The organism is Methylobacterium sp. C33D (assembly GCF_053345825.1).
This window is the reverse complement of record NZ_JBKFAV010000054.1, coordinates 1-26,020: the sequence shown is the minus strand read 5'-3', so window position 1 is coordinate 26,020 and position 26,020 is coordinate 1. Positions and strand designations below refer to the sequence as shown.

The following is a 26,020-nucleotide window of genomic DNA, read 5'->3' as shown; positions in this document are numbered from 1 at the left end:
ACGGACAGCCACGGCAAGGCCTGTCCACAGACGGATGCGGCGTCTGGCCTCCGCCCCAGCCTGCTATTGACCATCAGATTAGATCTGTTCTAATTCGCAACTGAGCGCAGCCGCCGGCCGTCACCCCGTTGTAGGAGCCCGATCATGGCCAACGCCAAGTGTGAGACCTGCCGCTTCTTCGACGAGCACAAGGGCAACGGCGCCGTCGCGCAGAACGATGCAGGTCTGTGCCGCTTCAACCCGCCGGTCAGCCAGCCCGCGCCCGAGTCCAAGGGCCTCTGGCCGGTGGTCGCCACCGGCGACTGGTGCGGCCACTACACCGCCGAGATGACCGCCGCAGAGTAAGGCGGATCGTTCCGAGTGGGACGCTGGGCCGGCCTCGAGGCCGGCCCTTTTCGTTTGCGAATAAGGGTCCGTAGAGCAGACTGGACGACGGCCGGAAGCCACGGGGCCAGTTCGATCGACGCCGTCCGCGCAGCCGGGTTCCTCGACAGGCCTACGGGGTCTCAGACGCTTCAGTGCGTGTGGTGTGATACTCCAAGCTTATGGCAAACCACTGGCAAACTTGCTGGCAATGACTGGCACCCTGTGGGTCCTTGTAGCCCGTCGTGGGCGCAGCCTTCCTCAACCGCACCGACGCTACAGCGGATGGGTGGCGGCGCCGTCGGATCCGGTCTCAGCCTGAACGGCGACGTGGCACGTCGGTGGCGGCACGGCAGGGTACGGGCCGGGTCCGGCAAGAGGCGGTAGAAGACGGCCGTGGTACGGTAGCGAGAAGGGCATCACACATGCACTGAAGGTGCAGGCAGCCGTGGCGCTCCATCCGATCGAGCCGAACCGGCAAAAAATCAGCCCGTATCACCCGATGGATCCACCTCTCCCTTCTTTCTCGGACGGTGTGAGGTCTGAAGCTACTTCAGACTGTGCGTCGGGTCGTCCCCCCGGATGTCGATCGACTTGGCTCCGGTTTGCCTTCCGTTCGTGTTCGGGCTCTGCCGGCCTTGCTCCGAGCATATCGGACGATCTGCACACGTCGCACCCGCATCGTACGCGTCGCCGCGCGGCTCTATGCTCCGGACTATGGCCGAGCTGTTCCCGGCATCACTGTCGCTTGCGTCCGGCACGCGGCGCGGCTGTCGCGCCTATGCCTGTGCGTCGAGGCAAATCGTGTGCGGGGCATATCGGACGGTTGTCGCGTCGCTGATCACCCCATGTCGGCATCGTTATCGCAGGGATCCTCCGGCGTCCGGTCGTCGGCCTGGAACCGGCGATCGAACCCATTTCTGGCCAGCCCAAGTGGCGTTGCCACAATCGCTTTTCCGGGTTCTGGCCGCGAATGGCCCTCCGGAGGTGCGTGGTGTGTGCTGACAACGAGAGCCCGCATCCGACAACCAGGCTCAGCACGGTCGGGGACGCAAGCCGTCACTAAGCTGACCCAGGAAGCGCAACGAGAAGGACGGGGGGTAGCCGGACATACTCCACACCTCGAGCCGTCCCACACAGCGCCTCTCAAGGCTGGCAGCATCACCCCGACAAGGAGAAGGCCGCGGATCCGGTAAGCCCAACCCCGGCTCGCCTCAGGTCCGACGACCACAGCCGCGCAAGTCCGCGCTCAAGCCCGAACCACAACCCGGGGACCCCGAGCACATAAGCCGCTTCAACACACCGGCGGAACGCGAACGGGGACATCGCTGGGCCAGAGGGTGAGGTCCAGCGCGCTGATCGAGGTCGACGTGCGTCATGAGCCCGGCTGCCTTGGCGGCGGGTCTGGCCTCTATGCCAAGGACGTGCCGCATGGGTTCAGTCGAGCGTGAGAGCGGGCCGTGAGCCGGCGCGTGCGGTGACCAGTTCCACCGCGGCGCCGACCCTCACGCGACCGCCCGGCCGAGGGGTCACGGGCGAACCGAGGGGAACTGGCCCGCGGTTGCCTGTCGTCGCGCGCTTGCCCGCCGCGGTGCCGTGCGGTGTCGCGAACGCCTCGAGCACCTGATGGGTAGAGGCGGCGGTGTAGCAGGCCAATCTCGGCTTGTCGCCGATCAGCCCACCCGTGGGAGACGGGTTTGCAGCTGCTCGGCCTCGGCGCGCCAAGCGTCGCGCTCGTCCTGCACGGCCGCGATGCGGGCGTGCAGGTGTCCGGCGTCGATGGCGGTTTCCATCAGCATGTCCTGGGCGTCGCCGAGCTGCTGGCGCAGCGCGGTATTCTCCGTGGCCAGGGCGAGGAGCAGGGCCGGCAGGTCAGCGCTCCTGACATGGGGCATCGAGCCGCTCCGGAATCGGGAGCGGCGCGTCTAGCCGAGCCACACACCGGTGTCGACGCACATCCGCGTGTCGGCGGATCCCCACGGTCACAGGTGATCGGCCGGCCGGATGATGGTGGGTCGATGGTGCGGTGATGAGGATGCAGCGTTCGTCAGACCGTCCGGGCTCAGACCCTCAGCGCATGGCTCTGGCCTTCCCACTACCCTGTCGGATTCTCGAAGGTGTCGCCCGATCGAGGTCGCCCGCTGCCCTCCGGCAGCTTTTTGACGGCTGGGTTATCCTCGAATCTAACGGGTTTAGAACCTGAGTATGCGTGCGCTTTGCGGATTTGCACCCTCCCCCCCTCGGCCGCATCCAAGCGCTGAGGCACGTGGGCGGGATGGGTCTTGCGAGCGAGGCGCAGCCAGGCGGTCCACTCGGGCGCGACGATGCGGACGATGTTGGTGTCGTTGCGAAACCCGGTGATCCGCCGCTCCTCGACGGTGACCAGCCCGAGCTTGCCCGCCTCGCGGATGGCGTTGCGCACGGTGGTCTCGGCGACGCCGACGATCGCCGCGAGGTGGCCGACAGCGAGCCGGCAATCGCCCCGGCGGGCGGTTTCGGCCGCCACCAGCGCCAGCACCGCTTGCTCGGCCAGGGTGAACCGTGCTGCCAGCCCCGGTGGCAGCCGTCCGGAGGCCGCCCAGCGGCGACGGCGCTCCATCGAGGCATCCGTGCGCGGGCGTGAGCCCACCGACCGCCCAGCGCTTCCTGAGAGGCCCTGAGGGGTATCGCCAGCCTCAACCGGCTGCGGCTCTGTCTGGCTCGGCGGCTGCCCAAAACGGACCGGCTTGCCGGTGAGCGTGCGGGCCTCGATCAGCGTGGACAGGCGCTCGGCCTCGGCCTCGGTGATGTGTCCGTCCCCGAAAGCGCGCCACAGCTGCGCCGTCACCTGAGGCAGGGCGATTCGGCTCGCCGCCTCGATGGCGCGGCGGATCTCGTCTGCAAACATCCCTTTTCGGCCCTCGTCGGGCCACGACAGGTCGTTCCGGCCCGCCGGTTAGGGCGTCCGGTCCACAGGCAAAGCCTCACCGTCGCGAAAGTTGGCGCTTTCGCTTGACGCCTGGGGGCATCTCATGGCTTGTGGGGATTGGAAACGGGCCCCACAGGCCATCACAGTTTTGACGGCCCTCCAGTTTGGCGACTGGGGGGCCGTTGGCTTTTCAGGGGTCGACTTGCGGCGGCGTGATCTCCTGATGCTTCCGGCGACTCGCGCGAGGCGATGCGTAGCCGGACATCGCATGTCGGCTGGCGCGCACGGTTAAGTCAACGTTGAGGCTGCGTCCGGATCGCTGAACGCTGTGGCGATGCAACGCAGAGTAGCCGGCGCTGCTACGATGCTGAACCGTGGGCTCGGCACTGGCCGTATTTAGCCCTGCCGGTTTCGGGGGCGGCGTGAGTTGTGATGGGCCCACTCGGTCCTTCAGCGTGCGACGCCCCTCCCCTACAGCGCGAGCCGCCTCACGCTGCGGCCGTGGATGATGGCCAGGATCAGGACGCCACCAGTCACCGCCTCGTACAGGATGACGTGGGAGGCATGCTCATGCCGGTGCACGCCCGGGCGGATCGCGTCGGCCTTGCGGCCCATTCCAGGATTGTCGGCGAGGAGCTGAAAGGCCCGCTCCAGACCGGCGGCGTAGGCTTCGGCTTGGCGGACACCGAATTGACGGTAGCCGTGAACGGCAATGTCGAACAGGTCCGCCTCGGCCCTCCTCGTGAGCGTATAGTCACTCATCCAGCATCTGATCGGCCTGCGCGTGCTTCTTGGCCCGGGCGAGGATCTCAGGGACCTTGGACCGGCTCGGTCCGCTGGCGCGAGCGTCATCGACGATCCGGCGCAGATCCTCGAGCGTCAGCTCGGGGTGAGCACGCCGCTCGCGGTCGCGGCGGACGAGATCGCGGACATAGTCGCTCGTGCTGGCGTAATCGCCCTGCCTGATCTGCGCCTCGATCCACTCCTTCATCGGGTCGGGCAGAGAGATGGTCATGGTCGCCATGGGAGCCTCGTCCTCGGCCTGAGCATACCCAGGATAAGCGCTTTTCACAAAAATTCTTATCGCTCACTCAGACACATGTTGACGCTCTTGTAGCGGTAGATGGCTGGCGATCATCCGTCCGCGCACCGCTTCACGCCTTGCCTGCTGTTTCCATCTGCTACTGCGCGCCACTTGGTAGCTACTAGCTAATGAAAAGTAGCCGGTAGCTATTCGGTAGCCGATTAGGCATATGATGTATCGCCTCGCGGAGATGCTCGCATGCCCGTCATAGCGTTTGCCAACCCCAAGGGGGGGGCCGGCAAGACCACAACTGCCCTGCTCCTTGCCACCGAGCTTGGTCAGCGTGGTGCCAAAGTGACAATCATCGATGCGGATCCGGAGCGCTGGATCAGCCAGTGGTCCAAGCTTCCAGGCAAGCCGGAGACCATCACGATCATCAGCGATGTGACCGAAGACTCTGTGGTCGACGCGATCGAGGCCGCAGCTGAGGCCTCTCAGTTTGTCGTAGTCGATTTAGAGGGTACGGCGAGCCTGATGGTTGCCAATGCCATCGCGATGGCGGACTTGGTCGTGATCCCTGTGCAGGGCTCTGCAATGGACGCCAAGGGCGGCGCGAAGACCATCCGGCTGATCCGGACCCAGGAGAAGACAGCTAGGCGCCGGATCGCCCACGCTGTTGTCCTGACCCGTACAGGTGCGGCCGTCACGTCTCGGGCTCTCCGGAACGTCCAGGAGCAATTACAGGCCGGCGGCATCGAGATGTTCGCGACCACCATCGTGGAGCGGGCCGCCTTCCGAGATTTGTTCGACTACGGCGGAACGCTGGCTAGCCTCAATCCCGCTAGCACATCGAACCTCGGGAAGGCCCAGACCAACGCCCGGGAGTTCGCAGGCGAAGTTGTCGCCAAACTCCGAGCTGCCGCCAGCCGTGTGGAGGCCGCCTGATGCCTGCAACGACCGACCGTCCGTCGCTTGGCTTTGGCGATGACTTGGATGCCTTCGACCCGGCCGAGTTCAGCTCGACCAAGCCCAAGGCGACCAAACCCGCACCTGAGACTTCCCGGAAGGCCGCCGAGGCAGTTGGGTTTCGGAGCCGCGAGTCGCAGAAGGCTGAGCCCGCGCCCGCTAAGCCGCCGCAGCGCCGCCGCCGTACTGGCCGGAACGCCCAGTTGAACCTTAAGGCCAAGCCTGAGACCATCGCTGCCTTTACCCGCATTGCCGATGCCAAGGGCTGGGGCTTGGGTGAGGCGTTCGAGCACGCCACCGCCTTGCTGGAACAGAAGTATGCTACCAAGTAGCTACTAGATAATTTATAGCTTCCCGATAGCTACCTTCCGAATATCGGGTTAGGGAGACTTGGGTCTGCTGCGAACCGCACCACATAGACAGCGCCTCAACGCGTTCCAGAGGCGGAGCGAGGCCATGACCGTCTGACAGCTCGGGTTCGAGCGAGGTCTCGGAATGAAGCTCGACCTGCGTGTAGCACTCAAGCAAGCGGCAGTGCTCGACGAGCGTGAATGCGCAAACTAGTAGCTACCAACTAGCTCTTGCCTCTCTGATAGCTACCAGCTAGCCAGCGCGCGTGTAGAACGTGCTGCATCAAGAGGCAGCCCACCTATGGTGGCCTTCTAGCTTCCGATACCGTCCGCGTATCGGAAGCCACAGACGCCATTGTGGACCCAGCAAGGCCCCGCGGCTCATTGGAACGGCATCGCGCGTCGCAGTGCATCAAGCCGTTCGGCTGGCGACTGGATGTCGGCGCGCTCCAGTCCGAGGTCGCGCAGCAGCCAGTCCCCTTGCTCGTTGATGCGGCTCAACGGACGGCTGCGGGCAGCTGCAAAGCTTCTGGCCCAGCGGGCAATCCGCCCAAGCAGTCCGGCCGCATGATCGCCGAATACGGAGCGTCGGACTGCCGTGACCTCAATCTCGACCAACGCGTCTGCGCGGGCCAGCGCGGCGGCAACGAGGACAGTCACTGCGGCCGGCGCGTTCGAAGCCCAGCGAGTCTTCCGAACCCGCTCGAGGGTGCAGAGATCGTCGGTTCGCGTCAGGATGAACGTCGCCTTCCTCACGTCGGCCAGCACCATCCCGGCAGCGGCCAGCAACGCCTCCACGTTGGCCATCGCCTGTCCGAGCTGCTCGGCGAACTCGGCGCGCATCCGCCCGTCGGGAGCGACTCCGACCTGGCCGGATACGAACAGGGTTCGCCCAAAAGGGGCTTCGCGGGCGTGGGCGTAGATGGTGCGGGCTTGATCCGACACCGCCCAAACGGTCGGGGGATTGAGGGTCGTCACGGCTGTTCGCCTTGGTTGCACCCCGTGCCCCGAAGATCGGGCTCCACTGCGCGGGGCAGGTAAAGCCCCGGGCGCGCTGACGGCCGCGAGGCTCGGAGACGCGATCTGGTGTGGGTGCAAGCGAGCGGCGAAGACCGCTCAAGCTGGCCGGAGGCTACAGGCCCCCGTCACGCCGACCGCATCGGGCGGGGCGTTTCCATCGGACGACCATGGTCGGACGGAGGCTGCACATACGGTCACGCTAGCGCAGAGCGTGAAACAAGGCAATCGTCAGTCACAATCCCCGGGGAGGGCTGGATCCCTCATCGGCTCGAAGAAGACATCGGGCAAGTCCGCCGCTGATCCGCGCGAGCTCGCCGCTGTGACGCCGGTCCCGAGGCAAGGGCCGCGAGCCGGTGGCTGACCGCTCAGCTGCCCGTGCGAAACTCAAGACATTTGCACCACCCGACCGACCGCTGAAATCATTGTCCTTTTTTGTTGCATATATCCGGTGCATAATGGCGGCATGATTTACGGCTATGCGCGGGTATCGACGGACGGGCAGGACTTGGCCGTACAGCGGGGGCAGCTCGAAGCCGCTGGCTGCACCCGCATCTTCTCCGACACCTTCACCGGCACGACGACGGACCGCCCTCAGCTCAAGCGGCTGATGAAGGCGCTCGCGCCCGGCGATCTGGTCATCACGCCGGCCGCCGACCGGCTGGCCCGCGATCCGACCGATCTGCTCGTGCTCGCAAGGGAGGTGCAGCAGGCGGGAGCCGCGCTGCGGTCCCTGGCCGAACCCTACATCGACACGGCAGGCGACTTCGCGGAAGTCGTGCTGGCGATCTTGGGCGTGACTGCCAAGCTCGAACGACGGCGCATCCTCGATCGGACCGCGCACGGTCATGTCGCCGCCAAAGCTCGCGGAGTCCGCTATGGTCGCAAGCCGAAGCTGACGCCGCACCAGCAGCAAGAAGCTCTACAGCGGAAGGCCGCAGGGGAGCCGGTGCGGGTGATCGCGCGGAGCTACAACGTCAGCCACAGCACAATCTCAAGGCTCAGTTAGCTATGCAGGACTCGATAGACCCTCAAGCGATGGAGGATTTTCAATCCTTGCTGTCGATTGGTTTTGAGACGGTCGACCGGGAAACGCAGAACAAGGTCCAACAGCAAATCCGGCAGTTCGCCAAAAATGGCAGCCTGCATTCTGGTAACGCGATGATGCGCGTGGCGGAGGAATTTGCAGGAGCTATGCGCCAAAAAGGGCAAATCGCGCTGGCGTCGTTAGACCGCTCGCTCCGTGCTCATGGCCTGTATCCAAATGAAAGCAACAGAGCTGAATTGTCTGAAATATTATACGCGGCATTGGATGCACAAGAAAAACGCTCTTGCGAGTTGGCAGCCGCTACACCACCTTTCCGGTCTGGTATAATTGCAGCGGAAACAGCTCTGGGACCAATTCGCACTGCCTGCAATCAGGAAAAGCAGAGACTGAGGGTAGAGGTCAATTTGATGGCGGCAAAATCGAAGCTCATTCTAGATGAAGTCGCCATCGCTATTCTCGCCAGATTGAAAGAAGAATTCATATCATCGCATCGGTCTGCTGCCGATCTGGCAAACACATATGAAGGCCCGAGCCTAACCGAGGTAGAAAACGAAGTCATATCGAACCTCGGAATTTCAAAAGTCGATTATGATCTTGCTCTGAAGAATTTGGAAGACAACGGCCTCGTCAAAACAGGCCCCATGCAAATGTACGATAATCCACCTAATACTGGCTTTGTAATCGTAGCAATTATCAGCAAGAGACAATTTTTGCATTTAACAGAGGCCGGATATAGGGCCAGCAGCACTATCAAATCTGCCGCTCCTCGTCCGCGCCCTCAAACCGTTGTGACCATAACCGGCAGCACTTTTCATCAATCGCCCGTAGGCGTGGGACAAACGGTCACTCAATCACTTAATTTCGACGTGGGCGATCAAAATAAATCGGTCAATTACCTGATGGATCTTTTGAGCAAAGGCAGCATTGCAGTTGATGCATCCGCAAAGGCCGATGTTACCCAGATGGTCCAGTCAGCGACAGACGGGAACATGGCGGCGGCGAAGCCGATCTTTCAACGGCTGTTCGGTGCGGCAGAAGAGGCTGTTAAACAGCTTGCCTATGGCGTCCTGACCGCCATCATTACGAAGCAAATGGGACTTTGATTAGCGGGACCATGATGCGCAAAATTCAACTTCATCTGACAGATTACGATCGCCTTGGAGGCAATCGCACTACTTCCACTCGCATTGTCAGCTTGGCAGAGGTGCCAAGCGAAAAGCATTATTTGCTGGTGAATGACAATGGCCGAACCAGGCCATACATGGTGACCAACACATATATTCCGATCGGGTCCGTCGATGATAGCGTGGCGCACGTCTTCGCGACGCGCACCTCCGCACCATACCAAGAAGCCGAGAAGGTTGGGATTGTCGGTGACGATCTCGGAATGCCATCCCTGACCGGCTTCGACGGACGCACGGTTGCAGACCTGATGGCCTTTCTCAGTCAATACCCGGCCGATATGGAAGTAGTGTTTGAAGATCAGCAGGTGCTTGTTGCTCGACCAAAGGATGTGCTGATCCTACGCCTTGATCCGGCAGAGGATCATAGATAGGCTTGGCTTGGGCTAGAGGCTATATCGCCCATAAAATAATCTGGCCAAGCTGAACGCCTGGCGTCTCAGAATGGAGGCCCGATGCCGGCAGCAATTAAGACAATTGGGCCACTTCATCTAGAGGATTTAGAACCGCATCGCTTCGAAGATTTGGTACGACAGCTGCTGTATGACTTTCGCACATGGCGGGACTTAGAGGCTACTGGACGGTCGGGCAGCGATGAAGGCTTTGATGCGCGAGGTTGGGAAATTGTAGGCGGCGTCTCCCCCGTTTACATCAGGGGTGACGATGATGTGTCGCCTGACGAAGACGATAACGATGCCGACGATCGGCAATGGCTGATCCAATGCAAGCGCGAAAAATCCATCAGCCCCGCAAAGCTGAAAGCGTACCTCGAGGATTTACCAAACGTCGCTCAGGAAAAACTTTATGGTATCGTCTTTGTGGCGGCCTGCGACTTCTCCAAAAAGGCGCGTGATACCTTCTATCAGGTAACGCGCCAGCTCGGATTTTTGGAAGTAAAGCTGTGGGGTAAGGCGGAACTCGAAGACCAGTTATTCCAGCCGAAGAACGATCATCTGCTGTTTGCCTATTTTGGCTTTTCGCTACAGGTCCGACAACGGTCCATGAAGACAACTATTCGCGCGCGACTCATGACAAAGCGGAAAGCCCAAAAAATCTTAACTGATTTCAAGGAAATATTGATCCGGGACGTATCAGATGAACGTTATCCCCACCCAGACCCAGACGATACTTTGTCAGAAACGAAGCAGCGCCGTTGGAAGGTCTTCAAATGCGCCGGCTGCTTCTATGACGGCGTACATTTCATTGCTCGGCGATCCCTTGCGTTCATAGACGATGACGGCAAACATTGGGATATTGCCGAGCGGATGAACGACGCTGTTCCGAATGAAGATCCCTGGCGTACCGAACTGGAAAGGCGATCAGAGGAGGATTGGCAAAAGCGCAGCGAAGCAATGCAAAAATGGGATGCGCTAGAAGAAAAAAATAAAGCTTGGCTAGAGACCTCTTTTGTCCTGCCATACGATCAGATTTTAGCGATAGATGAAGACGGTGACGAATTTTTTCGCCATCCGCATATCTATGTTGCTCCGTTTGGAGAGTACGGCCCTTTTGCAGATTTCTGTCTGCTGAAACTCGAAAATAACGCTCGGTGGAACAAGGTCCAAGCCACACCTCTCGAAAGCACCCGGATCGAATTTTTCGACCGCGCCTCATCAGAGGAAAACCTAGTCGTAAATTTCTATGCTGACGCAGGATAGGGTTGTTAAGCCATATAGGGATCAATGCATTATGCCTATGATTTTTCGGCCCTGCTAAGCTGCTGTGATCCCCGATCCTAAAGCAATCGGGGGAAAGGTGAGCTTCGCCCCGTCCCCCAAGCTGTGGGCAGGCCCAATTGTCAAGCGAGGGCTTGTTCCCAATCCTGGCGGCCATGAAGGACGCGGACAATCAGGATGCCGGTCCCCTCCTCCACGTAGACGATCATGTGAGCCTGGTAGGGGTGCAGGCGGACGGGGGGCGTAAACTCGTCGCGCAGCCGCGCCAGCCGCGGCTGACTGGCGAGAAGCGCGAAGGCGGCGAACAGCCCATCCTGGTAGCGTTCCGCCTGGTCGACGCCGAATTGCAGCGCGCCGGCGACGTAGGCCCCGGCAATGTCCTCGTCAGCCTCGATCGTCGTCCTGTAAGTCATTCCGCGTTGATGGCGGCCAGACGCTCCCGGCCGAGCTGGCGGATTTCATCAGGGGTGCGGGTGCTCGGGCCGCTCGCCATGCCGGCGTTAATCAGCTCCTGCAGCTCGGCAACCTTGGCAGCCCGGTCTTGGTCGCGACGGATCAGGTCCCGCACATAGTCGCTTGCATTGGCATAGCGGCCGGTGTCGGCCTGTGCCTCGACCCAAGCCTTCATCGGATCGGGCAGAGAAACGTTCATAGTCGCCATGCGGCACCTCCTCGCTTATGATGGCAAAGATTGCCAAAGTCTGTCAAAGGCTTTGCGGAATTTTAGGCGCGCCTTTTCGTGCGATCGAGCGTCAGCTTCGGCAAGGGTCTAATGGCTGGCTAAAAACCCGCTCGAAAACGGTCCTTTTCGAGCGGGACTTCCGCCTACCACTTTCGTCGCATCAAATCGGTTGATGTGGGACGGGCACCTTCGGTGCGATCCAGCCATATTCGGTCAGGTGCCCGCGGATGGCATTGATGAGCTGGGAGCGCTGGCGGACCAGAAGATCACGGGTCCGGAACACGAGGCCGGAGGCCTGTTGCTCGGCACTCCTCACGGGCTCGAAGCGCATGGTTGGCCGCTGCGCCGCCTCGTAGATCGCCTCGGCATCGACCGCATCGTCCTTGTGGCGCTTCACGAACGGCTTGACGTAGGCCGGGGGATCAGACGGACCGTATGACCGAGGCCCATCAGCTCTCGCGCCCAATGATGCGCCCCGCCGCAGGCCTCCAAGGCGACAATGCAACGCGGGTGTGTGGCAAAGAAGGTCAGGACCTTCGCCCGGGTCAGTCGTCTGCTGAACACGCCGCGCCCCTGCGCATCCGCCCCGTGAGCATGAAAGACCTGCTTGGCGATGTCCAAGCCGATGGTGCTAACCTCTCCCACGGACGCCTCCCTCAGTGGTGCCTCAATACCGCCACTCTGGCACATCGATGCCGTCGGGGGGCGTCCACCCCATCACCCTTCTGCCGGGGAAATAAATCCAGGCGCCTGTTGTTATTTTATCAACTTGGGAGGCTCATCAATATTGCCGTTGATGCAAGCGCAATTGATCCGCTAGCTAACAAGCCAATGTAGCCAAGAGTGCTTATAACAGCAGTCAATGCTCTTGAAGGACGTGTCCACACCAGATCACGGTCAAAATTTGCGTTCTCAAAAAGCTTATGAACCTCAAGATGGCGTGTTTTAGCTATATGCCTAGCTTCTCTTGTCAACCTTAAGCCGCCTAGTATTCTAGATTTTCTGTCATCATTGCTGGCATAGTATTCGAAAGAATAAACTGTATTTATAAAAATACTTACTATTAAACAAAGCAACGCAGAAATCAAGCAGACAATAGATATTGCACTCATGCTCTCAGGGCCAATCTTTATTCTATTGATATATATGATCCCAACCGCAACCGCACATATCAAAGATGATACCTTTGCTGTCGCATCAGGCACCGCCTCTTCTGGTGGCATCCACTTTGACCGACGTTTCCATGCCAGTCCAATCGCTGTCGCTGCACCAATAAGAGATCCAGATGCGGCGACAACGTCGCCTAACGCTCCATAGTCAGCCATTCTTCGTATCCAGATATATTTCGACTTGGTTGGGCACAGTCCAAATTATGTCAGAAAACTTCGCACCTCCGGCATTATACCATCCGAATAAGTACGGCCCCCAGTGCAAAGCTCTCTTGGCAGGCGTTGATATCCCAAATCCCTGTCTTGTGCTAATAAAATAACCTGTAGCAAACAGAACCTGAATGCCAGCCTCATCGGTGTTGACAGTAAACTCCTCAGACGGCGGAATAACGTTCACATTTTTATCCGGTGCGGATCTATCGAATAAAAATGACGATAGTATTTTTATGAAAGATTTTTTTGCCGATTTCGGATCCTGATACTGTATTGGCAGACCCGTTTGATGCACGTTTCTAGCCGCAAAATGGATTATGGTATTCGTATCATCCCTACTATCGATCTTTATGCCTTTGTTTCCGTCGCGAAGATCAATTGGAACTAGCTCATTCTGCATGTCTATATCAATATCTTGAAAATTCAACGGCACAGAAGGCCATTGTAGGCCAGCCAATTCCATCAATGAAAACTGAAATGCAAATTCAGTGACTTTTGATGAGATGTCCGCGACAGGTACTATGCGATTATCTATCTTGAGCTGTCTCGAAAGCGGCTCAACATTATCTATCGCCTTGTTAAGAGCACTCGTGATCTGAGCGCGTGGCTCTTCACGCTTTGCAGACGCCACTCCAAGAGACATTCGTACCTCCTACGATCTCAATTAGGGTCGGGTGCACGCAGTTTCGGCTTCAAGATACACTCTAAGCTGCCGACTGAGTATATCCGGTAGTTCCAATAGGCCTTGCTCTAATGGAACACGGACCGCTGGAACGGTCACGCTCCGACTCAACAGTCCAATAGCAAGCATCTTGAATTTTGGAACGGGATCACGCTAAGGTTCCTGAACCTATTGGAACAAGAGCCCACTTCGCCTCATGCTCGTCGGTTACGCGCGTACCTCGACCCTCGAACAGGAGGCCGGCCTCGACGCCCAGGTCCGTGATCTCACCGCGCTCGGGTGCAGGAAGCTGTTCCGCGAGCAAGTCTCCTCCGTGGGACGCCGCACCCAGCTCGAGGCCGCCATCGATTTCTGCCGCGAGGGCGACGCCCTCGTCGTCACCAAGCTCGATCGCCTCGCCCGTTCGGTTACCCACCTCGGCACCATCATCACCGCGCTCGAGGACAAAGGTGTTGCCCTGCGGATCCTGAACCTCGGCGTCGATAGCGCCACCCCGACTGGGCGCCTGATGCTCAACGTCCTGGGCGGCGTCGCGCAGTTCGAGCGCGAGATCATGCTGGAGCGCCAGCGCGAGGGTATCGCCAAGGCGAAGGCGGCTGGCCGCTACAAGGGCCGCAAGCCGACGGTGCGGGCGCGGCAGGCCGAGATCGAGGCCCTGGCGGCGGAGGGGCTCAGCATGGCTGCGATCGCCGCTCGCCTTGGCATCGGCAAGGGCAGCGTTCACAGAGCCGTCGGCAAGCCACGGCCGGTGGAAGCCGACCCGTCGCGCTGACGGCTGCTGGCTGACGATAAGGGAACCGGCCGGAAGCCGATCAGAACCGATGCCTCTGCCGAGCGCCATGCCGATCAGTCAGCACCAGCTTGCCGCCGCCGTGCTCGCGTCCGACCAAATCATCGATCGGCGGGTGATCGCGGCGTTCGTGGCCGATGCGGCGACACGGCCGGCGCCGAACCCGTTCCCGAACACCAGCGCCGGAGCCGTGCGCCAGGTCTGGCAGCAGCGGGTCGTCGAGTTCCAGTCGTTCGGCATCCAGGTGGCCGGCCTCGCCTGTCTGCTCACAACCCTTTCGAACATGAGCGTGGACGAGCCCCTGGTGCAGGATATCCTGCGGGCTGGGCCGCATACCACGAACGTGTTCAGCCATGGCGATGGCTACCGGATCGTCGGAGCCATGCTCTACGGCAAGCCCGGCTTTGCTCTGCCGGCTCTGCCTGTGCCGCGGAGCCTCCACCGGACCTCCGGCCGTCGGACGCGCATCCCTGCAGGCCAACTCGACCTGTTCGCAGACGCCGGAGTCTGACGGCTGCGGATCAAGCACGGATCCCGAACGGCCTCGTCGCGGCTGCCTCGCTGGCATCCTCATCCATCGGTTGTGAGGCCGAGGCAGAGCACCTATCACGGGCAGCCTTCCAGCCGGGTCCCGCCCTGATGCCCGCTCTGACCGACCGTCAGCGGATCGAGCTCGCGATCCCCGCCTACCTCGTCTACGCCATCGCGAGCGCGCCGGGCGCCTTCATCCCGGCTGATCCCGCCCTGGCAGCGAGGGCAGAGGCGGATATCGCGGCGCTGTGCGAGAAGCTGCGGATCGCGTGCCTGGAGCCGTTTACCGATCTGATCCCGTCCAAGCGGCAGGCGCTCATGCGCCGGCTCGAACGGATCAAGCGGCTGATGACGGCCGACTGGCATGAGCGTCCCGCGCTCAGCCTCATGCTGATGCTGTGGTGTTTCCTCAAGGACCTGACCGACCGTGAGGTCCTGGTCCTGTGGGAGGGCTCGGCGATGGATCAGGCGACGCGGATGCTGCTGCCGATGTTCGAGCACGGCTTCCGCGAGCATGGAAGCGAAGGCTTCGCGCACGAGCAGGCCCGCGTGTTGCTCGATGGCCTGCGAGCAGAGGGGCTGTACCGCTGAGCCGTCCCTCGGATCGGCAGGCTCCTGAGACCAGGCACCTCGATCCGGGCGCAGGTGGCCGTGCCGCCTCCAGCCTGGGGCGGCTGGGAATGAGATCTCGATCCCTGGGTCGAGCTGCTGCTCGGTGCTCGTACGCGACGGGGCGGTAGCGTATGGACCGTACCCGCGGGCGCGAAGCTCGACGGTCAGAGACGACGGCTCGTCCGGATCGGCGCGCGGCGCGCGACTTCTTGCACTGCCATCATGGAGAGACGCGGTTCGGATGTCACAGGACAGCACACTCGCAAACGCCCTGGCCGATGTGAGGCGGCAGCGTGCAGCCCTCGAAGCCGATTTCGAGCGGGTCGGCGCGGAGTTGACGAAGCTACGCCTGGCCGAGCGGTCCCTGGCCTCCATCGTCGAAGGGACGCCCTTGGAGGACCTGCCCGACGAGCAGCCCCGTCGCCGTGCATCGGCTGGCGACGATCAAGCTCGCGGCGGGCGGGGCGCAGGGCGCGGGCCCCGTGGCCCTCGTGCGAACTCGGCCAAGGGCCGGTTGAAGGTGCTCTTGGAGGAGGCCGGGCCGCAGGGGCTCTCCCATGCTCAGATCAGCGATCGACTGCAGGATGTAGCGCCCAACACCCTGGCCACGTACCTCAGCATGATGACGACGAGCGGCGAGGTCGAGCGGCACGGCGACTTCTACCGGGGCACCGCTTCGGTTACCGAGCCAGTGGCCGACACCTCTGACGGTGGGGATCCTGACGGTGTCGAGCACACGCCGGCCGAGGAGGAATGAGTGTGTCGCCAAGCGAGGACGAGGACTTCGAGCACTCCTCGCTGTCCGGCCCCGTGAGCCACGACGGCGAGACGATCGACTTGGAGATCTACCGCCGTGCCGGCTCGCAGGATCCCTGGCGGATGGAGGTCGTGCACATCGGGGGTGGTTGCACGCGGTGGTCCGTGGAGTTCGCCACGGATCAGGAAGCTGTCCGAACATTTCGGGCGCTCGTTGCGAAGCACGATCTGGCGATCTTCACCAGCCGAAGCTCGGATCCGCAGCACTGATCGCGTCGTCGCTCGGCTTGAAGGGCGCGGGTTGTGACGCTGGAGACCTGCCGGCTATGTGAGGCCAGGGGCCTGTAGCTCAACGGTCAGAGCCGACCGCTCATAACGGTCTGGTTGCAGGTTCGAGTCCTGCCGGGCCCACCATCTCTGCCGGAACTGCGATGCCCTACACCCTCCAGCGCTTGGCCGCCGGCAGCTACGACCTGCTCCTCGATGGGGACGTCGTCGGCAGCGTGGTGCGCGGCCTCTCCAAAGGCGGCGACGTCCGGGGATGGTACGCGGAGCTGTTGGAGGCCGCCCCACCTCTGCCGGCCCCGTTCACGCAGGAGGCACACCGGTTCGACACGCTGGACGACACGCTCGCTTGGCTTGGCGGACCGCAGATCGAGGGCAGCATCTGACGTCTCAACGAGAGCCCAACCTGAAGGGTTCGACTGACGGACTCCCCCGGCGCATCCGAGGGCAAGGCAACCAGCCTCTACTTTTGATAGATAAGCCATGCGAGCAAACTATCTAAAATAGATAATTGTGACCTGCGCGCAACGTTTGTATACAATCTTCAAATATTAAGATTGCGCACGACCAGATCATGGTACCAGCCGGGCATTCTACTACTGGTGGGGGCACCATGGACCAAAACAGGATCGCCGATACCGTCTCAGCCGCGGACTATGGGCGGATGACAGCCCATCTCGTGAGTGCCTACGTAAGGCGCAATAACGTGCCGGTCTCAGACTTGGCTACGCTGATCACGAGTGCAGCCGATGCCATCATCGGTCTCACGAATTCCGATAGAACCGACGCTCTGCCGGATAGCAAAACGACGCCAGCCCAGATCCGCGCCTCCATCACGCACGAGGCGCTGATCAGCTTCGAGGATGGCAAGGGCTACAAGACGCTCAAGCGGCACCTGACTGCCTGTGGGCTGACCCCGGAGACGTACCGGGCGAAGTGGGGCCTTCCGAACAACTACCCCATGGTGGCACCCGGGTACTCGGAGCGGCGATCGGCAATCGCCGTGAGCTTGCAGATCCGCAACGGCTATCGTCCCGGTGCTCGTAAGGGGGCGCCATCGCGCGCCTAGCCGGCGTCATCAGGCATAGGGGCCACTGAACAGGTCCCCGAGTGCCTTGCGTCGGAACAGTGTCCGCCAGCGCCGCCTGCGATGCTCCGGCCGATCGTGGATCATATGGCAGCGCTGGCAGAAGGCCGCGAGGTTGGCACCGGTGTTGTTCGCGGTGTCATGATCCCGGTGGGCCGCGGCGAGGACGACGCGGGTGTGACGAACTTGGCCGAGGATGTCGGCTCCCGACACGAGCCGGATCCGGTGTCCGCGACCGTCACGCCACCGAGCCGCTTCAGCATCCCACCAGCGGCCATCGCCGAGGTGATAGACCAGCTGCCCATGCGGCCGACCGCATCCCTCGCAACAGCCTTTCGCCCTCTCGAACCTGATCAGCGCCGAGAGCTGGGGCCAATCGATCGGGTAGAAAAAGCGGTGCTCGCGACGGATCGGCATCGGCTCACGCCTTGTCCGAGCGCGCGTTGGCGCGGGCGCGAGGGAAGTAGCTGTAGAAGGTGTCGCGGTTGACGCCGAGCCGCTTGGCGATCTCGGCGACGCTGATCGTTCCAGCCGCCAGCATGGCTCGGGCCGCCTCGAGGTCGGCCTCCTTGAGCTTCTTCGGCCGGCCGCCCTTGCGGCCGCGAGCGAGCGCCGCCTTCAGGCCCTCCATGGTGCGCTCGCGGTTAAGATCGAGGAAGTACTCGGCCATGGCGCCGTGCATCTGCAGGGCGAAGCGCCCGTGGGCGGTGGCGCTGTCGAACTGCTCGGTGAGCGAGCGGAAGTGGACCTCCTTCACGCGCAAGCCGTCGATGGTGCGCATCATCTCGACGAGGGAGCGGCCGAGGCGGTCGAGCTTCCAGACGACGAGCACGTCCTCGGGACGCAGGAAGGCCAGCGCCGCCTCGAAGGCAGGGCGCTTGGTACCGGCCTTGCCGGATTTCTTCTCCTCGAACAGGCGCTCGCAACCGGCCTTGGTCAGCGCGTCGCGCTGAAGGTCGAGGTTCTGATCCTGGGTGGAGACGCGGGCATATCCGACGAGCATGTCGGGACAGTGCTACAGCTACGTTTATCCGGCAATAGAAAAGCCGACATGTTTCTCCGACAAAAATCTGGGCGCTTCAGGCCGCTCGCGGCCGGGACCCATTCGATGTCGGGAATACGATCAGATATCCGACATAGCCAAGCCATGTGTCTGATGCACGGCTACCCATCGAGCCGGATGCCGATCGGAGCGCCTCTGATGTGATGAGAAAGTGTGCCTTTGAACAACTGGTAGGGATGGGCTGCCACCGATGCGCACCCAAGCGGCGCGTGCATTTCGTTCAAACGTCGCGTCCCAGCAATCGCTTAACCTCGTGTTCAATCCTACGGATCGAGATCGGAGCGATTTCCATTCCTGGGACCGGCCATGCCAGCTGCAATGATCCACTGGTTAGCCATCTCTGTCATCGCCGCGATGACCGCCGTCTCTATGAAAAGCGCTGGCCTTAGTTTTGATTGTTTCAGTGCCGCCAAGCTGGCAATTGTTTGTACAATAATGCAGTCGATGGCTTATTTTTACCAGATCAAGCGTCCAGATGATAATATATCGACAACACTTAGTCTAATTGCAAAGCTCATCGCCTTTTCAGCACTGGCTACGTTGCTATCATATGCTGTCGCAGCGACCGACCGACCGACATGGGATCAAACTTTTCTTGCATGGGATCAAACGCTGGGGCTCGATTGGTTCGCCTATCTGAATTTTATACAGTCCCATCCCATTCTAAAAGCCATTTGCCGCGCCGCTTACCAAAGCGTGATAATCCAAACTTTCGTCGCGGTTGGAGTTCTTGGCTTAAGCGGCAATCTGAAGAGAGCGGAAGAATTTGTGCTTTCTTATGCCATCGCCGGCCTGATCGCCATCGCTGCATCCGGCCTAATGCCGGCTATCGCGATGTTTATTCATATCGGATCTGACGATGCATTTGCGCGGCTCGTCGATGCGCCGTTCGTCGCGACAATCAAATCTCTTCGCGATGGCTCTCTTACTATTATTACCCTAGAGCAGATGGATGGCGTTATTACATTTCCGAGCTTCCATACAGCACTAGGCGTGATTTTTGGTTATTCATTTTGGGTATTGCCCAAATGGAGATGGATTGGAGTTGCTGTCAACGTCCTTCTAATCGCAGGAACACCGATAAATGGTGGCCACTATTTTGTGGACATTTTAGCAGGTGTGGTAGTAGGTATTGTCGCGATTTGGATAGCTCGACTAGCAGCAGCTACTCGATTACCCCCACGGCATCTTGCCGAAATTTCAGCGCCACTTGGCTTTCAAGCACCGTCGATTGGAAGCGCCTAATCCCGCAGAACAATCAATCGATTGTCATTGCGGGGCACTATTGTTTTATTTAGAAAATCTAAATTGAATTAGGCGCGATTTCGATGATCGGTTTGTGTCAAAAAATCTTAAGTGATGTGACTGCTGCAAACATGACAACGATAGCAATCAACGCATACTCAATCACCCCGATCCGACTGCTTTGCCGCTTTGACGACCTGCTGGGGCCACCCATCGATACCATCCCACTTTGGTTCGAACTCTGAAGGGGTTGAATGACGCTGGAGAGTTGTGGTGAAATATGCCGGAGGCATCCACTTTGCCCATCGGAAAATAGGAAGGAGAATTTTACTGCTAGCGAGTTAATAGAATGAGCAATCTTCGCGTCGTTTGCCATCGAATACGGCTTGGCGTGGATGGCTTGTTTGCCCGGCCTCTGCCAGAGGCTACTGTCACTCTCCCACAATCCTAGCTAGTTTGCATCTCACTGCCTTCACATAGTGTTCATGCGCAGGGCCGCCTCTCTCCCAGCTGCTCCTGATAGCTCATGCGGTCTCTAGCGTTCCACTGCTTCCCAGTGCAATTTTCCGGAACAGTCGCGCTGCCCGGTCCAGGAAGATGTAGCCGAGGTCCGAGCCACGAACTGCTAGAATGATCGAGCAGACAGCGACTAGGATGCCCACTAGCACATCAGCGATGTAATGGCCGCCGCACCCTACCGTGGCGATAGATACAATCAAGTTCAACGCAGCAGCAGGGTAGCGCGTGGGCGGCCAAGTCCAGAACGCCCATGCCGCCAAGACAGCCGATGCTGCGTGGAAACTTGGGAAAGAGACAATGCCCAGCTTCGGAACCCCGATCAGATCACGAAGTGTTCCTGATCGTAGAGCATCGTAGGTCGCTACATCCGTCGCGGCAAACGGCCAAGCGGGTGTAGTCCGCAGAATTGGATCGAGATCAGCGACGATGCCATGTGTCGGCATCAAGACGCTGATTGCCGATGTCAAAATAATTGCAAGCGCGAACGCGCAAAGGTAACGATCGAGATGCCGAATGCGTCCCGTCGCCAAACACAGGCTGATGATCAAAACTGCCTGCGGTATCATGCTGTTATAGATAAGACGGAAAGCTGCCGTGATGCTGGGGTGTTGGTTGAGCCAACCCATCCACGTAACGTGATTGAAGCCAAGTGATAGGTCAAAGGCGCGAACCGCGTCGTCGACAAGTGGCAGCGCAAAAGCTTGCGCCTGCCACGGTAATATCAGCGTAAAATCGAGTATTATGAAAACAACGGCGAAGAGGTCGAATGGCAGCGTCAACCACGGCCTTTTTCGAAGCATTGGCGGGAAGCGCAATGCGATGCACAAGGCGATCAGCACAAGAACGGCGCTGGGATCCGTGGCCTGTGTCTTGAACTTAAAATGGAAGGACAGCCCTTCGACCAACCAAGCCCCTCCAAGACAGAGGGCTGCCGTAAACGGTGAAAGCGAAACAACGCGGATTGCCCTCGTGTACTCCACTTCGACGCCTACCATTCTTAGAGGTCGCTATGAGAGGCATAGGGCCGGTCGCAGGTTAAGATCGCCTCAAACCAACGCTGGCTTACCGTTGTGCTGAGGGCGACCGAGTGGATCGGGAAGTAGCCCTCGTAGGCTGCCTCGGAGGGGATGAGTGGGAATGCTTTGCCTTTCGTTTTGTGGCAGACTTGGCAGGTGACGCTCAGGATCATCAACCGCTCACTACCCGGCCTGGGACAAGCCTACAATCCACCCGGAGAGGGACCATTCCCCGCCGTCATAGTGCTTCACGGCTCCGAAGGCCCCTGATCCTGTCACGTCGTTAGGCCATTAAATGTGGCTTGACCCGGGTGAGTCGCTTCCGCGGCCTCTGCGCCCGACTACGAACACCTACCCGCAATCCTAGCCGGATTGCACTTGCTGCCTTCAGCGTCGTGCCCCTGCGCAGAGCCGCATATCACGCAGCTGGCACAGTTGTTATTCGGCACAATCAAGTTTTTAAGTCGTACCAAGTACGTACTCCCTTACGAAACGCCATCGTCCACCTGTTTTCTTATAGATCATTGCGTCGTCTGTTCTTCCTTCAGGCAGACGGGCAATCCCGTTATGAGAGCGAGCGCGCCCATATAAGGCGAGATGTGAGATAATTACTATCGCCCGCGTTCTGGTTTTGTTAAAAATTGGACGGCTAAGTAGAGTTCGGTTAACCTGCATTAACTGCTTAGACCCAGACTCGAACTCAGCAATACGCTTGTATGCATAACTCTGTAGATCTGACTCAGAACAAAAATAACTTTTATCGATTTTTATCGCTCGATCAATGTTTTTGCCAAAGTCATGTTCTGATGAATGAGAATTTTTCAGTTCACTGGCAAAATCCCATTTTATTCCAAGATCAATTTTTCCTATGTAATTATTCATGTTCCATTTTAAGTCGTATTGACATAATTCAGCCTTCGGCTCTTTATTGATAACAAGACGCAAAATAGAAACAATATCACTATCAATGCGGGATTTTTTTGAAGCTTGCTCTTTAGCTTGCAATTGAGGAGGAATAAACATAGCTATAATCGCCGTCCATGCTATAGCTGTTCTTGAGTAAAATGATTTCATCGATATAACCCATATCTTATGAGTTGATCATCGCCGTTTTATTGAATTTACTGGCATAACATCAAATAATTTATCTTCATACTTGCAATTTAGTGGCGCGAAATTAGTCTTCAGTGCCAGTTGCATTGTCAAATTGCAATCTCAGAATGCGTTTACACCGATTTTTAGTACACTGAATTACTTCAGTGCGCAAAAGTTTACAAATCAGATTTTTTAAAGCAAGCCACAAACCGTGGAGGATATTATGACGCCCCCCGAGATACTGCAACAATATATCGTATATCTTGCCGCCAAAAATTTATTTTAGTTCAAATTTCCGTGATCGTCGCGATTTTAGCGGATGTGTTTGGTGTTCTTAATCTGAGCCATAGGGTATTCTTCCCACGATCGATTGCGAGAGTAGCTTGAGATATGTGGAGTAATTACATGTCAAAATCATAGCGCGTAGCAACGGATGCCGGGCAAGCACACAATTTTTGTTTAGTTCCGACGAAGATCTACAAATCTATATTAAACAGCCGTTTTGAGGAAAACATGGGCAAGATTACTGCAAATTTCAATGACTCTATTATGAGCAGTACGCAAGATATAATAAATAATATAATCGACGCGATAAATTCTTCTGGCTATCTTCGTAGCTCTCCGACTATAAACTTTACAGGAGCTCCTATTGGTAGCGCCAATCCAAACACCATGACCGGATTTACCGTAGGTAATAACATATATATCAACCAGAACTTTGATTTCTCAGGGTATGACGCTACGCTTTCTGGTTCAATACTGCATGAAATAGCGCATGTTCTGTATCCTGGATCGGCAGGTAGCGGAACACCTCATAATGAGAGATTTTATATTAATGAATTAAATTTGGCAGAAGCAGCAGGCCTCTCTGTCGACAAATCCGACGTCGATTATCTTGCAGCGCAGTTCAGAAAAGATGGCTTCGACGATGATGCGATCCAGCGATTTCTGTCTTCATATCAGTCTTCTGGTGTTCCCTCCCGCACAGATAACTCCGATGGATTGATAATAAAAATTGGCTATGAAACAAATGCTTCTGGCGAAAATGAGGTCGACGCCGTACAGGAATATTCTTCTGACGATAAGATTATAGATACGCTCCCGGACTCAGACGATCCGAGCACAGGTGGCGGTACGACCACCAACGGCGGCGATACCGGCGGTACAACCACTAACGGCGGCGGCACCGGCGGTACGACCACCAACGGCGGCGATACCGGCGGTACAACCACCAACGGCGGCGATACCGGCGGTACAACCACCAACGGCGGCGATACCGGCGGTACAACCACCAACGGCGACGGCACCGGCGGTACGACCACCACGGGCGGCGATACCGGCGGTACAACCACCAACGGCGGCGGCACCGGCGGTACGACCACCAACGGCGGCGGCACCGGCGGTACGACCACCACAGGCGGCGACACCGGCGGTACAACCACCAACGGCGGCGGCACCGGCGGTACGACCACCACAGGCGGCGACACCGGCGGTACAACCACCACAGGCCCCGGTCCTGGCCCCGGTCCTGGCCCCGGTCCTGGCCCCGGTCCTGGCCCCGGTCCTGGCCCCGGTCCCGGCCCCGGTCCCGGCCCCGGTCCCGGCCCCGGTCCTGGCCCCGGTCCTGGCCACGGCGGCCGTTCACCGCCATTCCCGAAGCCTCCCGTTAATCCGCACGATCCCTTAGTTCTCGATCTGGCCGGACGTGGTATCAATCTGACATCAGTTGATGGCTCGAACGCATTTTTTGACTATTCCGGCTCGGGATTTGGTAATCAGACGGGATGGATCGTTCCAGGTGAAGGATTATTAGTCCTTCAGCCAGATAGCACCCCCCTTAAATCTGTTACTGCTCAAAATCTGCTTGGTGCTGTTAGCGGCGATGGCTTCGCCGATCTCGCTAGCCTCGACAGCAATGGGGACGGGCAAATCACAGCCACTGATGCAGGATTTTCGCAGCTTAGGGTATGGATCGATGCAAATCAAAATGGAGTATTGAATACGGGAGAATTATTTACGCTCAAAGATTTGGACATAGTATCAATAGATGCATCCGGTGTGCAAGCTGAACACACTGTTGCCGGCAATGAAATTGTCAAAGTCGGAACTTTCCAAATTGAAGGCCAGAGTGAACCGCACTCGATTGACGAGGTTAATTTTCTAGCCAGTTCTGTTATAACTGCATACAATCCCCCGGCAGGATTTGAAGTAAATCAAAATGCTTTAAATTTGCCTCAACTGGACGGGTATGGCCGACTTACAGATTTGCAAGTCGCAATGACGCTTGACGATAAGCTGGCATCAAAAGTTTCAAATCTGGCCAGTAACGCGTCATCGATGTCTACTCAAGCGTTCAACCAGTCGTTTGAGGATTTTGTTCAGGAGTGGGCAAACTCCTCTGATATAGACCCGACTAGTAGAGGTGCGTATGTTGACGCGCGACATTTGGCGGTGGTCTATGCATTCTACGGCATTGACCAACAAAGCCAGCCGGTCTACCAAATAGATCCAAATTGGCACTCAGGGCCACAGTGGGAGATTTTGTATCAAGACATCATAAACGAGCTAAAGGCACGCTTTGTAAGTCAAATTGCATCTTATCAGATTAATTCGAGCACCCCCAGCACAACACCACCGTCCAATCCACTGGCGGCGTTCTCCCTTGTACAATTCGATCAAAACACAGATCGAGTTTCAGTAAATTTCTCTGACCTTGTAGACAAAATTGTAGCCCTTGCTCCTACAGATCAATCTGCTGCAATCTCTTACTACAACCTTGCATTCGGGACGCTCAATAGCCTCAAACTCGATTTATTCAACGACTCTTCTCAAGCGCTTATTGCTGCGACATTACAAGAATTAGTCCGCATTGGAGCGCCGGGATTTATACAGCAACAGGCTCTAATAAATCTAGGCACTATATCTACAGCTGACGAGCGCGCTAGTTCAGGAAATGTAACCGTATCCGCTAGTTCATCGGTAATTATAGGCGCCAACGATATAAATGTGTCTGGCGGCATCAATGATGTATATGTCGTCGATACAAATTTCGGAAATGCGTCGATAAATGACGGAGGTGCCGACAGACTTTTAGTTATGCAGAATTTGTCGAAGTCCGACGTATCTTTCCAGAGAGACGTTAATTCAGACAATCTCATGATTGTAAATAAGGATACAAAAAAATCCATTGTCCTTGATGGATATTTTGGAAACGGTAACTCGTTTGGAATCAGTTTCAGCGATGGGCTGATGCAAGTCAGTGATGTTGCCATCGCCATGCAATCAAATGCGAACAGTATCATTAAAGCCGATTCATCTAATGATACAGATTTATCGTCCGTTTCCTCGATGCTTGCAGCTCTTGGGTTTCAAACTTTATCTATCGGAAATTCGTCTAGTGCTTCAATTAATGCAAGCGCCAATTCATTCGTTGTTGCAGGGGAAGGCAACGACGAAATTACGCTTGGAAACATGAGCTCTAATGAAACTAGAGGCACCGTTCTTTACAGCTCTGGCGATGGCAACCTGGAGATCGACGCCCACGTCTACAGCTGGAACACGGTGGCCAACACCCTGCAGCTCACCAATCTGAAAGCCGCCGACGTTTCCATCTCACGCTCCGGCAGCGATTTGCTGATGACGGTCACGGCCACCGGCCGGACCATCACCGTACCGGGCGAGTTCAACTCGACCAACCACGACGGCATCCAGTCGATCGTGTTCGCCGACGGCACCACGCTGA

At 58.2% G+C, this 26,020-nt stretch carries 28 protein-coding genes, 1 tRNA gene and 2 pseudogenes; 17 read left to right on the top strand and 14 right to left on the bottom strand.

What is annotated here, in order from left to right; genetic code table 11:
* Positions 1–144: 144 nt before the first annotated feature.
* The gene (locus tag ACLBXO_RS28745; RefSeq protein WP_091928315.1) at positions 145–345 is read left to right on the top strand and encodes a hypothetical protein; all 201 of its coding nucleotides are present in this window, start codon (positions 145–147) and stop codon (positions 343–345) included.
* 1,691 nt (positions 346–2,036) lie between these two features.
* Here ACLBXO_RS28745 and ACLBXO_RS28740 read toward each other — a convergent pair.
* The 4 genes and pseudogenes from ACLBXO_RS28740 to ACLBXO_RS28725 form a co-directional block, all read right to left on the bottom strand.
* Complete coding sequence (locus ACLBXO_RS28740; RefSeq protein ID WP_447687547.1) at positions 2,037–2,258, bottom strand: hypothetical protein; 222 nt, start codon at positions 2,256–2,258, stop codon at positions 2,037–2,039.
* Positions 2,259–2,433: 175 nt separating this feature from the next.
* Positions 2,434–3,250: pseudogene (locus ACLBXO_RS28735) on the bottom strand (helix-turn-helix domain-containing protein).
* A gap of 492 nt (positions 3,251–3,742) precedes the next feature.
* Positions 3,743–4,033, bottom strand: a complete 291-nt coding sequence (locus tag ACLBXO_RS28730) for a type II toxin-antitoxin system RelE/ParE family toxin (protein ID WP_447687546.1) — start codon at positions 4,031–4,033, stop codon at positions 3,743–3,745.
* Entirely contained in the window at positions 4,026–4,295 is a 270-nt protein-coding gene (locus ACLBXO_RS28725; protein WP_447687545.1) for a type II toxin-antitoxin system ParD family antitoxin, read from the bottom strand. Before ACLBXO_RS28725 ends, ACLBXO_RS28730 begins: the two co-directional genes overlap by 8 nt.
* Before the next feature lie 258 nt (positions 4,296–4,553).
* On the opposite strand from ACLBXO_RS28725, the gene ACLBXO_RS28720 reads away from it, so the two are divergent.
* Together ACLBXO_RS28720 and ACLBXO_RS28715 are read left to right on the top strand one after the other, a co-directional pair.
* The gene (locus tag ACLBXO_RS28720; RefSeq protein ID WP_209651365.1) at positions 4,554–5,240 is read left to right on the top strand and encodes a ParA family protein; all 687 of its coding nucleotides are present in this window, start codon (positions 4,554–4,556) and stop codon (positions 5,238–5,240) included.
* Positions 5,240–5,593, top strand: coding sequence for a stability/partitioning determinant (locus ACLBXO_RS28715; protein ID WP_447687544.1), 354 nt, complete (start codon positions 5,240–5,242; stop codon positions 5,591–5,593). The genes ACLBXO_RS28720 and ACLBXO_RS28715 overlap by 1 nt, the downstream gene beginning before the upstream one ends.
* A 399-nt stretch (positions 5,594–5,992) precedes the next feature.
* Here ACLBXO_RS28715 and ACLBXO_RS28710 read toward each other — a convergent pair whose 3' ends face one another.
* On the bottom strand, positions 5,993–6,589 hold the full coding sequence (locus ACLBXO_RS28710; protein WP_447687543.1) for a RidA family protein: 597 nt from the start codon (positions 6,587–6,589) through the stop codon (positions 5,993–5,995).
* A 505-nt stretch (positions 6,590–7,094) separates the two neighbouring features.
* On the opposite strand from ACLBXO_RS28710, the gene ACLBXO_RS28705 reads away from it, so the two are divergent.
* The 4 genes from ACLBXO_RS28705 (at position 7,095) to ACLBXO_RS28690 (ending at position 10,515) form a co-directional block, all read left to right on the top strand.
* The gene (locus tag ACLBXO_RS28705) at positions 7,095–7,637 is read left to right on the top strand and encodes a recombinase family protein (protein WP_447687542.1); all 543 of its coding nucleotides are present in this window, start codon (positions 7,095–7,097) and stop codon (positions 7,635–7,637) included.
* Between the two features lie 29 nt (positions 7,638–7,666).
* Positions 7,667–8,779 carry a hypothetical protein gene (locus tag ACLBXO_RS28700; RefSeq protein ID WP_447687541.1) on the top strand — a complete coding sequence of 371 codons (1,113 nt, stop codon included), beginning with the start codon at positions 7,667–7,669 and terminating at the stop codon, positions 8,777–8,779.
* An 11-nt stretch (positions 8,780–8,790) separates the two neighbouring features.
* Positions 8,791–9,231, top strand: coding sequence for a hypothetical protein (locus ACLBXO_RS28695; protein ID WP_447687540.1), 441 nt, complete (start codon positions 8,791–8,793; stop codon positions 9,229–9,231).
* 81 nt (positions 9,232–9,312) lie between these two features.
* Complete coding sequence (locus tag ACLBXO_RS28690) at positions 9,313–10,515, top strand: restriction endonuclease (RefSeq protein WP_447687539.1); 1,203 nt, start codon at positions 9,313–9,315, stop codon at positions 10,513–10,515.
* 140 nt (positions 10,516–10,655) lie between these two features.
* On the opposite strand, the gene ACLBXO_RS28685 is transcribed toward ACLBXO_RS28690, so the two are convergent.
* The 5 genes and pseudogenes from ACLBXO_RS28685 to ACLBXO_RS28665 form a co-directional block, all read right to left on the bottom strand.
* Positions 10,656–10,946: a type II toxin-antitoxin system RelE/ParE family toxin gene (locus ACLBXO_RS28685; RefSeq protein WP_447687538.1), complete on the bottom strand. Its 291-nt coding sequence runs from the start codon at positions 10,944–10,946 to the stop codon at positions 10,656–10,658.
* A complete protein-coding gene (locus ACLBXO_RS28680; RefSeq protein WP_447687537.1) occupies positions 10,943–11,194 on the bottom strand; it encodes a type II toxin-antitoxin system ParD family antitoxin in 252 nt (83 codons plus the stop codon). The genes ACLBXO_RS28685 and ACLBXO_RS28680 overlap by 4 nt, the downstream gene beginning before the upstream one ends.
* A 217-nt stretch (positions 11,195–11,411) precedes the next feature.
* A pseudogene (locus tag ACLBXO_RS28675) lies at positions 11,412–11,860 on the bottom strand (IS110 family transposase); the annotation flags it as partial.
* Between the two features lie 119 nt (positions 11,861–11,979).
* Positions 11,980–12,540 (bottom strand): hypothetical protein, encoded by a 561-nt coding sequence (locus ACLBXO_RS28670; RefSeq protein WP_447687536.1) that lies wholly within the window; start codon positions 12,538–12,540, stop codon positions 11,980–11,982.
* Positions 12,533–13,240, bottom strand: coding sequence for a hypothetical protein (locus ACLBXO_RS28665; RefSeq protein ID WP_447687535.1), 708 nt, complete (start codon positions 13,238–13,240; stop codon positions 12,533–12,535). Before ACLBXO_RS28665 ends, ACLBXO_RS28670 begins: the two co-directional genes overlap by 8 nt.
* A 235-nt stretch (positions 13,241–13,475) precedes the next feature.
* Between ACLBXO_RS28665 and ACLBXO_RS28660 the strand changes: the two genes are divergently transcribed.
* The 8 genes from ACLBXO_RS28660 to ACLBXO_RS28625 all read left to right on the top strand — a co-directional run bounded on the left by ACLBXO_RS28660 (position 13,476) and on the right by ACLBXO_RS28625 (position 17,322).
* Positions 13,476–14,051, top strand: a complete 576-nt coding sequence (locus tag ACLBXO_RS28660) for a recombinase family protein (protein WP_447687534.1) — start codon at positions 13,476–13,478, stop codon at positions 14,049–14,051.
* Positions 14,052–14,118: 67 nt separating this feature from the next.
* Complete coding sequence (locus ACLBXO_RS28655; protein WP_447687533.1) at positions 14,119–14,580, top strand: hypothetical protein; 462 nt, start codon at positions 14,119–14,121, stop codon at positions 14,578–14,580.
* 128 nt (positions 14,581–14,708) lie between these two features.
* Positions 14,709–15,191, top strand: a complete 483-nt coding sequence (locus ACLBXO_RS28650; protein ID WP_447687532.1) for a hypothetical protein — start codon at positions 14,709–14,711, stop codon at positions 15,189–15,191.
* A gap of 262 nt (positions 15,192–15,453) precedes the next feature.
* Positions 15,454–15,969 carry a hypothetical protein gene (locus tag ACLBXO_RS28645; RefSeq protein WP_447687531.1) on the top strand — a complete coding sequence of 172 codons (516 nt, stop codon included), beginning with the start codon at positions 15,454–15,456 and terminating at the stop codon, positions 15,967–15,969.
* Positions 15,966–16,238 (top strand): hypothetical protein, encoded by a 273-nt coding sequence (locus ACLBXO_RS28640; protein ID WP_447687530.1) that lies wholly within the window; start codon positions 15,966–15,968, stop codon positions 16,236–16,238. Before ACLBXO_RS28645 ends, ACLBXO_RS28640 begins: the two co-directional genes overlap by 4 nt.
* A gap of 68 nt (positions 16,239–16,306) precedes the next feature.
* Positions 16,307–16,382, top strand: a tRNA-Ile gene (locus tag ACLBXO_RS28635).
* Positions 16,383–16,399: 17 nt separating this feature from the next.
* Positions 16,400–16,639 (top strand): hypothetical protein, encoded by a 240-nt coding sequence (locus ACLBXO_RS28630; RefSeq protein ID WP_447687529.1) that lies wholly within the window; start codon positions 16,400–16,402, stop codon positions 16,637–16,639.
* A 278-nt stretch (positions 16,640–16,917) separates the two neighbouring features.
* Positions 16,918–17,322 carry a MucR family transcriptional regulator gene (locus ACLBXO_RS28625; protein ID WP_447687528.1) on the top strand — a complete coding sequence of 135 codons (405 nt, stop codon included), beginning with the start codon at positions 16,918–16,920 and terminating at the stop codon, positions 17,320–17,322.
* Between the two features lie 9 nt (positions 17,323–17,331).
* Here ACLBXO_RS28625 and ACLBXO_RS28620 read toward each other — a convergent pair whose 3' ends face one another.
* Together ACLBXO_RS28620 and ACLBXO_RS28615 are read right to left on the bottom strand one after the other, a co-directional pair.
* Positions 17,332–17,757 (bottom strand): hypothetical protein, encoded by a 426-nt coding sequence (locus ACLBXO_RS28620; RefSeq protein ID WP_447687527.1) that lies wholly within the window; start codon positions 17,755–17,757, stop codon positions 17,332–17,334.
* A gap of 4 nt (positions 17,758–17,761) precedes the next feature.
* Positions 17,762–18,343 (bottom strand): recombinase family protein, encoded by a 582-nt coding sequence (locus ACLBXO_RS28615; RefSeq protein ID WP_447687526.1) that lies wholly within the window; start codon positions 18,341–18,343, stop codon positions 17,762–17,764.
* Between the two features lie 366 nt (positions 18,344–18,709).
* Here ACLBXO_RS28615 and ACLBXO_RS28610 point away from each other — a divergent pair, with 366 nt between their 5' ends.
* On the top strand, positions 18,710–19,648 hold the full coding sequence (locus tag ACLBXO_RS28610) for a phosphatase PAP2 family protein (RefSeq protein WP_447687525.1): 939 nt from the start codon (positions 18,710–18,712) through the stop codon (positions 19,646–19,648).
* 524 nt (positions 19,649–20,172) lie between these two features.
* Here ACLBXO_RS28610 and ACLBXO_RS28605 read toward each other — a convergent pair.
* Together ACLBXO_RS28605 and ACLBXO_RS28600 are read right to left on the bottom strand one after the other, a co-directional pair.
* The gene (locus tag ACLBXO_RS28605) at positions 20,173–21,072 is read right to left on the bottom strand and encodes a phosphatase PAP2 family protein (protein WP_447687524.1); all 900 of its coding nucleotides are present in this window, start codon (positions 21,070–21,072) and stop codon (positions 20,173–20,175) included.
* A 570-nt stretch (positions 21,073–21,642) separates the two neighbouring features.
* Positions 21,643–22,257, bottom strand: a complete 615-nt coding sequence (locus ACLBXO_RS28600) for a hypothetical protein (protein WP_447687523.1) — start codon at positions 22,255–22,257, stop codon at positions 21,643–21,645.
* A 534-nt stretch (positions 22,258–22,791) separates the two neighbouring features.
* Between ACLBXO_RS28600 and ACLBXO_RS28595 the strand changes: the two genes are divergently transcribed.
* The coding region (locus ACLBXO_RS28595) for a calcium-binding protein (RefSeq protein WP_447687522.1) at positions 22,792–26,020 on the top strand (3,229 nt) is incomplete at its 3' end.